This is a genomic window from Afipia massiliensis (assembly GCF_001006325.2).
Taxonomy (GTDB): Bacteria; Pseudomonadota; Alphaproteobacteria; order Rhizobiales; family Xanthobacteraceae; genus Afipia; species Afipia massiliensis_A.
Map to the genome: position 1 here is coordinate 4,484,496 of NZ_LBIA02000001.1, position 10,703 is coordinate 4,495,198.

9 protein-coding genes are annotated in these 10,703 nt (G+C 61.1%); 5 read left to right on the plus strand and 4 right to left on the minus strand.

Annotated elements, in window-relative coordinates; all coding sequences use genetic code 11:
* Nucleotides 1–3: 3 nt before the first annotated feature.
* The 3 genes from YH63_RS21505 to YH63_RS21515 all read right to left on the minus strand — a co-directional run bounded on the left by YH63_RS21505 (nucleotide 4) and on the right by YH63_RS21515 (nucleotide 3,954).
* On the minus strand, nucleotides 4–1,782 hold the full coding sequence (locus YH63_RS21505; protein WP_046830296.1) for a branched-chain amino acid ABC transporter ATP-binding protein/permease: 1,779 nt from the start codon (nucleotides 1,780–1,782) through the stop codon (nucleotides 4–6).
* On the minus strand, nucleotides 1,779–2,654 hold the full coding sequence (locus YH63_RS21510) for a branched-chain amino acid ABC transporter permease (RefSeq protein WP_046830297.1): 876 nt from the start codon (nucleotides 2,652–2,654) through the stop codon (nucleotides 1,779–1,781). Before YH63_RS21510 ends, YH63_RS21505 begins: the two co-directional genes overlap by 4 nt.
* A 154-nt stretch (nucleotides 2,655–2,808) precedes the next feature.
* Complete coding sequence (locus YH63_RS21515) at nucleotides 2,809–3,954, minus strand: ABC transporter substrate-binding protein (RefSeq protein WP_046830298.1); 1,146 nt, start codon at nucleotides 3,952–3,954, stop codon at nucleotides 2,809–2,811.
* Between the two features lie 303 nt (nucleotides 3,955–4,257).
* Here YH63_RS21515 and YH63_RS21520 point away from each other — a divergent pair, with 303 nt between their 5' ends.
* Nucleotides 4,258–4,761, plus strand: a complete 504-nt coding sequence (locus YH63_RS21520) for a hypothetical protein (RefSeq protein ID WP_046830299.1) — start codon at nucleotides 4,258–4,260, stop codon at nucleotides 4,759–4,761.
* Nucleotides 4,762–4,834: 73 nt separating this feature from the next.
* Here the strand turns inward: YH63_RS21520 and YH63_RS21525 are convergent, their stop codons facing one another.
* Nucleotides 4,835–7,189 (minus strand): efflux RND transporter permease subunit, encoded by a 2,355-nt coding sequence (locus YH63_RS21525; protein WP_046830300.1) that lies wholly within the window; start codon nucleotides 7,187–7,189, stop codon nucleotides 4,835–4,837.
* Nucleotides 7,190–7,472: 283 nt separating this feature from the next.
* On the opposite strand from YH63_RS21525, the gene YH63_RS21530 reads away from it, so the two are divergent.
* From YH63_RS21530 to YH63_RS21545, 4 genes are all read left to right on the plus strand, one after another.
* Nucleotides 7,473–8,270 carry a rhodanese-related sulfurtransferase gene (locus tag YH63_RS21530; RefSeq protein ID WP_046830301.1) on the plus strand — a complete coding sequence of 266 codons (798 nt, stop codon included), beginning with the start codon at nucleotides 7,473–7,475 and terminating at the stop codon, nucleotides 8,268–8,270.
* Nucleotides 8,263–8,481, plus strand: a complete 219-nt coding sequence (locus YH63_RS21535) for a SlyX family protein (protein WP_046830302.1) — start codon at nucleotides 8,263–8,265, stop codon at nucleotides 8,479–8,481. The genes YH63_RS21530 and YH63_RS21535 overlap by 8 nt, the downstream gene beginning before the upstream one ends.
* A gap of 128 nt (nucleotides 8,482–8,609) precedes the next feature.
* The gene (locus YH63_RS21540; protein WP_046830303.1) at nucleotides 8,610–9,791 is read left to right on the plus strand and encodes a substrate-binding domain-containing protein; all 1,182 of its coding nucleotides are present in this window, start codon (nucleotides 8,610–8,612) and stop codon (nucleotides 9,789–9,791) included.
* A 106-nt stretch (nucleotides 9,792–9,897) separates the two neighbouring features.
* Complete coding sequence (locus YH63_RS21545) at nucleotides 9,898–10,665, plus strand: ABC transporter ATP-binding protein (RefSeq protein ID WP_046830304.1); 768 nt, start codon at nucleotides 9,898–9,900, stop codon at nucleotides 10,663–10,665.
* The last annotated feature ends 38 nt before the right edge of the window (nucleotides 10,666–10,703 follow it).

Consider the following 10,703-nt stretch of genomic DNA (forward strand, 5'->3'; position numbering starts at 1 on the left):
GACTCACTCCGTCCCGAGGTATGCGGAAATGACGTCAGGATGCTGCAGCACCGCCAACGATTCTCCATCCGCGATACGGCGGCCGAAGTTGAGCACCGTGATGTGCTGCGCCGCCTCGCGCACCAGCGTCATGTCGTGATCGATGATCAGAATGGTGAGCCCCTGCGCCGCGATGCGCTTGAGCAGATCATGCAACTCGACCTTCTCGCTGGAGTTCAATCCGGCTGCCGGCTCGTCCAGCAGCAACAGCGTCGGATTGCCGGCGAGCGCACGGGCAATCTCGATCAGACGCTGATGGCCGTAGGAGAAACTGGACACCAGTTCGTTGGCACGTCCGCCAAGACCGACGAAAGTCAGGGCCGACATCGCGCGCTGCGTCAGCGCGTCCTGCCCTCCCTCGCCAATCAGTGTATTGCCCGGACGCTCCGCACCGATCACCACGTTTTCGAGCGCGGTCATCGAACGGAACAGCCGGATGTTCTGGAAGGTGCGACCGAGCCCCGCCGCCGTACGCTGATGCGCCGGCATGTCGGTCACGTCGGTGCCGTCGAGCACGATCTTTCCTGACGTGGTCTTGTAGAGGCCCGAGAGCATGTTGAGCGTGGTGGTCTTTCCAGACCCGTTGGGGCCGATCAGCGCATGCACGCTGCCCCGGCGAACCGACAGATCGACCTTGTCGACCGCTTTCAGGCCACCGAAATGTTTCGACAGCCCGGTCACTTCGAGAACCATGTCCCCGCCGGTCTGTGCCGGTTTGAGCAGCAACGCAGGACTTGCGACATGAGGTGGCGCTTTCGCTTGCCATTTGGTGATCAGTTCCTGAACGAAGCCCCAGATGCCGTCCGGCATGAAGCGCACGATCAGGATCACGAACAGGCCATAAATAGCGAGGTACAGCCCCGGTATGGTTTTGAGAAAACGCAGCCATTCCGGAATAAGGATCAGCAAGCCGGTACCGATCGCGGCCCCGATCGGCGACGCCACGCCGCCGAGCAGCGCCATGGTCAGGAATACGATCGACTCGGCAAACGAGAACTGATCCGGACTGACGTAGGAGAAGCCGCCGGCGTAGAGCCCGCCGCCGATGCCACCGAGCAATGCGGAGAGTGCGAACGCCGCCACCTTGGTGCGAAAGATGTCGATGCCCGCCACGCCCGCGGCGAGTTCATTATCGCGCACCGCACGCATCGCACGGCCGATCCGTGTGTCCGGCAGATGCCAGACGATGTATCCAATCAGCGCCAGCGCCGCGACGCAGAAAGCCAGGAAGGACTGTTGCGACTGGAACAATGCAGGCCGGCCGATTTTCGAGATGCCGTCGGGTCCGCGCGTGAGCCAGATCGCATTGATCATGACCAGCGTCACAATCTGCTGGAACGAGATCGTCACCATGGCCAGGTAATGACCGCCGAGCTTGAGCGTGCTCATGCCCAGCAGCGCACCGGCAGCTAGCGCCAGCAACGATCCGCCGATGAGACAGATCCAGAAGTTGATCTGGTAGTCGGCGGTGCCGAGACCGACGACATAGGCACCGAGGCCGAAGAACGCGGCCTGAGCGAGATTGATCTGGCCGCACAGGCCCAGCACCACCGACAGCCCGAACACTGCGATGGCGAAGGTCGTGGCCTGCATCAGAATATTGAGGACGTAGCCGTCGAAGCTCATCGTGGCAGCCGCGAACACGGCGACCGCGGCCGCGATGAAATACGGCAAGTGGCGCAGCACCAGTGGCGCAGGACGCATGGTGGCGATGACGGGCATGTTTTCGCTGGGCACGCTCATGCTTTTTCCGCCACGCGTTCGCCGAAGATGCCTTGCGGACGGAAGACCAGAAACAGGATCAACACGAGGAACGCGAACGCATCCTTGTAGGGCACCGACACGTAGGCTGCACCGAAGGTCTCGATGATGCCGAGCGCGATGCCGCCGATGATCGCGCCGGTGACGTCACCGAAACCGCCGATAATGGTGGCGGCGAACGCCTTCAGTGCGATGGTCGCTCCCATCTGGATCGAGACGAAGAGAATGGGCGCCACCAAAATGCCCGCCAGCCCTCCGAGCACCGCGGAGTATATGAACGTGATCATGATCATGCTGGACACCGAGATGCCAAGCAGCGACGCCATCTCCTTGTCCTGCGAGGTCGCCTGCAGTTTCTTGCCGAGCATCGTGTGCTCGAAGAACCAGTAGTTCAGGATCACCAGCGCGATGGTGACTGCAATGATCAGCAGATACTGGCTGTCGAGATAGACCGGCCCCAACTGGATGCCCGGCGTCTCGAACCAGCCCTCCAGAACCTGCGGCGCGGGGCCGTAGATCGCCAGCACCGAGTTGGCCAGAAAGATCGACGCCCCGATGGTGGCGATGATGACTGGCAGGAAGGTGCGATGGCGCAGCGGATAATAGACCCCGAGATTGAAGATCACGCCGAACAGCGCCATCCCGCCCAGCGAGATCAGGAACGACAGCCAGTACGGCCATTGCAGATCGACTGCAAACACCACCATCAGGAATGCCGCCACCATCGAAAACTCGCCTTGGGCGAAATTCACAACGTTGGTCGCTCGGAAAATCAGCACAAAGCCCAGCGCCACAAGCGCGTAAACCGAGCCGATGCCGATGCCCGTGAAGAGCAACTGAAGAACCTGATCCATGAAAGGCCCGCTCAAGAGAAACAGAACACCGTTGATTGCTGCGTCATTGCGAGGAGCGATTGCGACGAAGCAATCCAGTCTTGCTTGTTGATTCTGGATTGCTTCGCTTCGCTCGCAATGACGGCGGCTCCCTTGAAGGAAGCCGCCGCGACGATCACCTGGCCGCTTCGATATGCTTCTCGAAGACGATGTTGCCCTTTTCGTTCTTCACGATGTTGTAGCCGTGAAGACCGTCGCCATTGGCGTCGAAGTTGTATTCGCCCTCCGCACCGTCATGCTTCTTGATCGCGAGGATCGCCGTGCGGACCTTCTCGGGTTCCGTCGACTTCGCGGTGTTCATCGCCTTCGCCAGCACATTGACCGCGTCGTAGGTCCAGGCGCTCTGGTTGTCCGGCGCGAGCTTGTAGGCATCACGATAGGCCTTGCCATACGCCTTGGCTGCCGGGCTCGAATCCTCGGCATAATCGGCAACGCCGTAAGTCCCGTACAGCGACGCACCCGCGAGACGCGTCGAGGACACGCCGACGATGGATGGCGAGCCGACCCACGGAATGTTGACGCCAAGCTGGCGCAACTGACGGGCGAAGATGCCGAGATCGTTCTCGAAAGTGAAATAGGAGCCCAGAACGTCTGCGCCCGATTGCTTGATCGCCAGCACCACCGGGGTGAAATCCTGGCTTTGGTTCGCATAGCCTTGGACGAGCACCGGCGTCACGCCAAGTTTGCTCAATCCCTCGGCGAGCGCCTTGCCGCCTGCCGTGCCGAACGCGTCGGTGGAATGCAGCACCGCCCATTTCTTCTTGCTGAGCGTGTTGGTGCCGTAGTCGGCGATCACCCTGCCGGAATAGCTGTCATTGGGGCGAAAGCGAAACAGCCACTTGTTGCCCATGTGCGTCAGGTTCGGATCGGTCCCTCCGATCGCCATCGGTTTGCCGAGCTTCAAAACATCCGGCGCCATCGCATGGACCTGCGTCGAGCGGATCGAGCCGAGGAAAGCGACGATATCCTGCTGCGCGGCGAGCTTGGAGAATGCGAGGACAACGCCCGGATTCGTGGTCTGGTCATCCTCAGTGATGAGTTCGACCTGCTTTCCGAGAATACCGCCTGCCTTGTTGACGGCATCCAGCGCCAGTTTTGCGCCGTTGAGCGCGAACTTGCCCTGCTCGGCGGCCGATCCGGTCACCGGAAGAACCATGCCGATCTTGATGGTGGCGCCTTGGGCTCCGGCGCTCTTGATGAATGCTGGCGCCGCAAGAGTTGCGGCGACGCCGACAGAAAAATCGCGTCGCGTTAATTTCATTCGTCGTCCTCCCAAATGACCGTGCTTTTGTTCGCCGGCCTTGGGGAGGATTAGATGTCCGAAAAACGAGATTGTCCACCGATCCGAGGAGGAAATATTCAAACATCCGATCTTTGCGCTGCAGCGCGCGAAATGACCGTAAAACATCCCGAAGCGGCCGGATGCCCTCTCCGTCACACAACAGACAGAAACGCCTCCGCGGCGATTTTGTCATTTTGGTGCACTGCGCCACATTTTCGGGTGAACCAAAGCGTGCTAGGACTCACCAATAAATATCGCGACCGCAAACGATGGTGTTTAGAAATGTCTTTTCCCGCTTCGAGTTTTGATTTTCGCCGTTTCCGCAGTGCAGCCCTGGCCGCAGCAGTCCTAATGGTCCCGGCATTCGCGCAGGCCGATTCCGCCCCGTTTGCCAATTTTGCAGGCAACTGGGCTGGCAACGGCACGATCACCATTGCGGAGGGCGGAACGGAGCGCATCCGATGCCGTGGCACCTACACCGTCGATGGCAGCGGCAACAACCTGCATCAGGTTCTGCGCTGCGCGAGCGACAGCTATAGATTCGAACTGACCAGCGACATCGCAGCCAGGGGTGGCAACATCACCGGTTCCTGGAGTGAAGCCAGCCGCGGCGTCAACGGCACCGTCGAGGGCAGCATCGCGAATGGCCAGGTGAGCGCCCTGGTCCAGACCAACGGTTACGCAGCGAGCTTCAACGTCACGACCCGCGGCAACAAGCAATCGGTCAATATCAGCTCCAAGGGCGAGTTGCGCGGCGTCACGATCAGCCTGGCACGCACCAACTAAGCCTTGCAATCCATCAGCAAAAAGCCCGCCGAAGAGAATTCAGCGGGCTTTTTGCTGTCCGGGAGAGACCCGCCTATTTGCTGCGCAGTGCCGCCTTGAGGCGATGCGATGTGCTCATCAGCCACATCGCCGTCGGCCGCAGGATGAAGAGATCGGCGATCAGCGCCGCGATCATCGAGAAGGCGCTGAGCCAGCCGAACAGGCGCAGCGACGGCAGATCCGAGAACACTGTCACCACCAGACCGCACGCCAGCACCACCGTGGTCAGGATCAGCGCAGGACCGACCAGAACCGTGGCGCGCTCGACAGCCTGCGCTTCATCGACACCGGGCTTTTCTTCGAGCCGCAGCCGGTTGAGGAAATGAATCGTCGCGCTCAATCCAAGGCCAAACGATACGGTCAGCGCGACCACGCTGGCGAATTGCAGTCCCTCCCCCAGAAACCACAAAACGGTTCCTGACAGCACCACCGGGAAGATGCCGGGAAGGATGCTCGCAAACATCACCACCACCGAACGGAACGCCAGTCCGATGAAAACAGCGACCAGGAGGAACTCGATGGTGAGGCCGGCATTGAGCTTGCCGATCATGCTGGCGCTGTTGCGCGCCGCAATCGCCGACAGGCCGGTCACGGCGATATTGTAACCAGGATGTGCGCTTCGGACCGTTCCCATCGCGGCGTCGAGTTTCTCCACCGTCGGCAGGATCTGGCTTGAATCGAGATCGGGCACCCGTCCCGACACCACAACTGCGTCCTCATTCTCCGAGATGAAGCGCCGCGACAGATACTTCGGCAGCAGGTCGACATATTCCTTCAGGATCGCCACGTCCGAGCGGCCGGCCTTTTCAGCGAGCCAGCGCCGCAGCGTCTCGATCGACCACACGTTGCCGACGCCCGCCTGCTTCTCAATGATGGTGTGAACGGCGGCGATAGTGTCGAGCGTTTCCTTGTCGTAGAGCGCTTTACCCTTCGGGAATTCGATCAGCACGTCGATCGGATTGGCGCCGGTGAGCTTGGCGTCGAGACGGCTGGAAGCTTCGACCGCCTGCTGCTTGTCCGGCACCTGGTCAGCCAGCCGGTAGCGCGGCTCGAGGCTCGCATAGATAATGCCGAGACCGAGCACCACGAGCAGCGCGATCAGACTGAAAAGACCGGGACGGCCGACCATTCGCTTGGCGATAAACGCGCAGAACGCGCGCAAGGCTTCGACACCCCTGTCCGCGCCCTTGATCTTGGTGGCAAGCAGGTTTTCCTTGCGGACCAGCAGCACACCGAACACCGGTACCAGCGACAGCACCGCGATCAGCGCGATGATCGTCGCCATCAGGCCCGCTTCGCCGAAGGTGCGGATCAGGTCGGAGTCGGAGAACTGCAACGCGAGGAACGAGAGCGCAGCGGTGCCGTGGGTCAGCACGCAAGCTGGACCGACCACCAGCACGGCGTTGCGGAAGGCCGTGTATTTGTCCTCGCCCGCAATCAGACGATCACGCGCGGCGAAGGTGAGCTGCATCGAGTCCGCGAAGCTGATGACCATGATGAGCGGCGTCATCACGTTAAGGAACATATTGAGGCTGAATCCGAGCCAGCCCAGCGTGCCGATCGAGAGCAGGATCGCCAGCAGCGGCGGAAACGCCGCGACAATCATGAACGAGACGCGGCGGAAGAAAATGATCGCTATGATGCAGCCAGCCAGAATGCCCGCGATGTTGTAGGTCAGGCCGTCACGCTCGACCGCGTTGCGGATTTCGAGCTGCATCACCGGCACGCCGGACAACTGGCTGCTGAGACCTGTTCCCTCCAGATCGTCCACCATCGTCTTGCGGACTTCGCCGATGGTGGTGTTGAGCCCCTTGTTGCCGACGATCGTGGGGTCCAACGCCAGTACGATCAGCGCCAGCGTGCCGTCGTCCGACAGCAGCTTGCCGCGGATGACCTCGTTGGCTTTGACCGTCTGGATAAACGCATCGTAGGCGGCGCCTTCCGGCAGCGTTTCCGGGAACAGCGCAGCGGGCAGCTTGCCGCCTTCGGGCGGCTGCCGCGCAGAAAAGAGAGAGATAATGCCGCGCGTACCGTCGATCAGTTGCAGGTCGGTGACCAGATCGCGGAGTTTCTCGAGCGAGGCGCGCTCGAGCAGCGACTTGCCTTCCACCACCACCAGCACGTCGTATTCGCTGGACGGGAAGCGCTTGGTCACCTCTTCGTACTGCTTGTATTCGGGCGTATCAGAGCGGAACAGCTGACTCAGCGAATCGTCGATCTTGATGCGCTGAATGCCGAACACCGCGACGACACAGAGCGCCAGCAGGATCGCCGCAGCCGTGCGCGGCGCGCGCAGCGCGATCAGCCCGATCCGTTCCAGACCGAACGCAATGCTGAAGTGTTGCTTTCCGGAATCGCTGTGGGCGGGCTCTTTTGAAATCTGATGCAACTGGACAGTTCCGATTCGAAGGTAAGCCGACGTTTTATCTAGCAGATTCTCCAGTTTGGTGGTTCGTAAGTCCGCCTCAGTGAGGCATGCCCACCAAATAAAGCTGGATTAGGTAGCCTTCGCGACACATCCCGCCATGGATCAGTATGCTAGACCGGAACGCAACACCGCCGATGGGGCCAAATTTGCCCCAAAATGCGGCAAACAGGCCCCCTGCCGCCAGCCCTGCTGGGGCCGAATACCGGCTGTTTCCGCGCCGCCTGGTGCTGATATAACCCCCGCCATGTCGTACAAAGTCGCCGCCTTTTATCAGTTTGTCGCACTCCCCGATTTCGAGGCCCTGCGTGAGCCGCTGCGCAATATGTGCGTGGCGCTGGACGTGCGGGGCATCATCCTGCTCGCCGCCGAGGGCATCAACGGGACCGTGGCCGGCCGCGAAGTCTCCATCGATGCCCTGATGAACCAGCTGCAAAACGGCGCCTTGTTCAATGGCCGCCTGAACAACCTGGAACTGAAATTCTCGGCCGCCTCCGACATGCCGTTCAACCGGATGAAGGTCCGGCTGAAAAAGGAGATTGTTCGGCTGGGCGATCCGGAGACCGATCCGAACGCCAAGGTCGGCATCTATGTGGATGCGGCGGACTGGAACGCGCTCATTAAACAGGACGATGTGCTGCTGCTCGATACCCGCAACGCTTTCGAAGTCGAGATGGGCACGTTCGATGGCGCGCTCGATCCAAAGATTTCCCGTTTCGGTGAGTTTCCCGATTTCGCGGGGCGGGCGCTCGACCCAGGCAAGCACAAGAAAATTGCGATGTTCTGCACTGGCGGGATCCGCTGCGAAAAGGCCAGTTCCTACCTGCTGTCGCAGGGGTTTGAGGAGGTTTACCATCTCAAAGGCGGCATCCTGAAATATCTCGAAGACGTCCCGCAGGAGCAAAGCCTGTGGCGCGGCGAATGCTTCGTGTTCGACCAGCGCATCGCGCTCGGCCACGGACTGAGCGAACGTCAGGTGCGCGGTGACGGCGCGGATCATACCGACGCAACCGAGATCGAAATGAGCGAGCAGGCCGATGACTGAGACCCCCTCACCCGCAGTACGGATCGACGCGCTGGAAATCCGGATCGCGTATCTGGACGAGACTATCGAAGCCCTGAACAACACCATCACCGCGCAGTGGAAGCAGATCGATGCCCTGAGCCGTGAGATGCTTAGTCTGCGCGAACGGCTCGAAGACGCCGAGATGAAATCGGGCGCGGGCACCACGAACGAGCCGCCGCCGCATTACTGAGCAGTGTCACAACTGTGACAACCAGGGCCTGCTGACAATTCATGGTCCTGGCCGTGGGCGTCCGCAAAAAAATTGGTAATTCCAGCGCGGGCATGTATCGTCCCCTCAAGGAAATGGGGAGGACATCAATGCGTAAGATTGCAATTTTCACAGCCACCGCAGCCGCGCTGCTGGCGACGCCGGCATCCGCGCAGGATCTCAAGATCGCGCTGATTTACGGCAAGACCGGGCCGCTGGAGGCCTATGCCAAGCAGACCGAAAACGGCCTGCGCATGGGTCTGGAATACGCCACCAAGAACACCATGATGATCGATGGCCGCAAGATTGTCCTCATTACCAAGGACGATCAGGGCAAGCCTGACCTCGCCAAGGCGGCACTGGCTGAAGCCTATCAGGACGACAAGGTCGATCTCGCTATCGGCACGACAGCTTCGGGCGCAGCGCTGGCCATGCTGCCGGTCGCCGAAGAGAACAAGAAAGTGCTGATCGTCGAGCCGGCGGTTGCCGACGCCATCACTGGCGAAAAGTGGAATCGCTACATCTTCCGCACCGGCCGCAACTCGTCGCAGGACGCGATCTCCAACGCGGTCGCCATCGGCAAGCAGGGCGTGACCATCGCCACCCTCGGTCAGGACAATGCCTTCGGCCGGGACGGCGTCGCCGCATTCAAGGCGGCGCTCTCCAAGACCGGCGCAACGCTGGCGGCGGAAGAATACGTTCCGCCCGCAACCACCGACTTCACCGCCGCAGGCCAGCGCCTGTTCGACGCACTGAAGGACAAGCCGGGCCGCAAGATCATCTGGGTGATCTGGGCCGGCGGCGGCGACCCGCTGACCAAGATCCAGGACATGGACCCGAAGCGCTACAGCATCGAGCTCTCCACCGGCGGCAACATCCTGCCCGCGCTCGCCGCCTACAAGCGGCTACCCGGCATGGAAGGCGCCACCTATTACTACTACGGCATCCCGAAGAACCCGATCAACGAGTGGCTCGTGACCGAGCACCAGAAGCGCTTCAACGCGCCGCCGGACTTCTTCACGGCGGGCGGCTTTGCCGCAGCGATGGCAGCGGTGACGGCGGTGCAGAAGGCCAAGTCGACCGACACCGAGAAGCTGATCGCGGCGATGGAAGGCATGGAGTTCGATACGCCGAAGGGCAAGATGATGTTCCGCAAGGAGGACCATCAGGCGCTGCAGAGCATGTATCACTTCCGCGTCAAGGTCGACCCGAACCTCGCCTGGGCCGACAACGAGCTGGTGCGCGAGTTGAAGATCGAGGACATGCAGATCCCGATCAAGAACAAGCGGTAAGAAGCACATCGTCATTGCGAGCGAAGCGAAGCAATCCAGAACCTTCTCGGACTGGATTGCTTCGTCGCTGTCGCTCCTCGCAATGACAAGATAGAAGTCGTCAGACATGACCCTCACCCTAGAAACCCGCGATCTGACCATCCGTTTTGGCGGCCACGTCGCCGTCAACAAGGTGAGTTGCACGTTCCGTCCCGGTGAACTGACGGCCATTGTCGGCCCCAACGGCGCCGGCAAGACCACCTATTTCAACCTGATCTCCGGACAGCTTCGGCCCTCAGCCGGCGATGTCCTGCTCGCGGGCGAGAACATCACCGGCCTTACCGCGCCGTTGCGCACCCGCAAGGGCCTCGGCCGCGCCTTTCAGCTCACCAATCTTTTCCCGAACCTGAGCGTCGAGGAAAACGTACGACTCGCCGTGCAGGCTGCCTCCGGCGTGCACTATGAGATGCTGCGCCCTTGGATGAAGCGCCGCGATCTGATCGAACGCGCCGATGCCATTCTCGACAGTATCGCGCTCGGCAATCGCCGCGCGGTCGCAGCAGCCGCGCTCTCACATGGCGACCAGCGCAAGCTGGAGGTCGCATTGATGATGGCGCTGGAGCCGAAGGTCTTCATGTTCGACGAGCCGACTGCCGGCATGAGCGTCGACGAAGTGCCCGTGGTGCTCGATCTCATTGGGCGGCTGAAGCAGGACCAGAGCAAGATCATCCTGCTGGTCGAACACAAGATGGACGTGGTGCGCTCGCTCGCAGATCGCATCATCGTTCTGCACAACGGGCAACTGGTGGCCGACGGCAAGCCCGCCGAGGTGATCGCCTCGCCCATCGTGCAGGAAGCCTATCTCGGCATCGCGCCCGGAAAGACCGCCGCATGACTTTCACGATGCACTTGCAACGAACGCAGCGCGGCTCC

Bases quoted from the DNA above. Each gene is read 5' to 3' on its own strand.
- YH63_RS21505 (WP_046830296.1), bottom strand. From the start codon at position 1,782: ATGAGCGTGCCCAGCGAAAACATGCCCGTCATCGCCACCATGCGTCCT.
- YH63_RS21510 (WP_046830297.1), bottom strand. From the start codon at position 2,654: ATGGATCAGGTTCTTCAGTTGCTCTTCACGGGCATCGGCATCGGCTCG.
- YH63_RS21515 (WP_046830298.1), bottom strand. From the start codon at position 3,954: ATGAAATTAACGCGACGCGATTTTTCTGTCGGCGTCGCCGCAACTCTT.
- YH63_RS21520 (WP_046830299.1), top strand. From the start codon at position 4,258: ATGTCTTTTCCCGCTTCGAGTTTTGATTTTCGCCGTTTCCGCAGTGCA.
- YH63_RS21530 (WP_046830301.1), top strand. From the start codon at position 7,473: ATGTCGTACAAAGTCGCCGCCTTTTATCAGTTTGTCGCACTCCCCGAT.
- YH63_RS21535 (WP_046830302.1), top strand. From the start codon at position 8,263: ATGACTGAGACCCCCTCACCCGCAGTACGGATCGACGCGCTGGAAATC.
- YH63_RS21540 (WP_046830303.1), top strand. From the start codon at position 8,610: ATGCGTAAGATTGCAATTTTCACAGCCACCGCAGCCGCGCTGCTGGCG.
- YH63_RS21545 (WP_046830304.1), top strand. From the start codon at position 9,898: ATGACCCTCACCCTAGAAACCCGCGATCTGACCATCCGTTTTGGCGGC.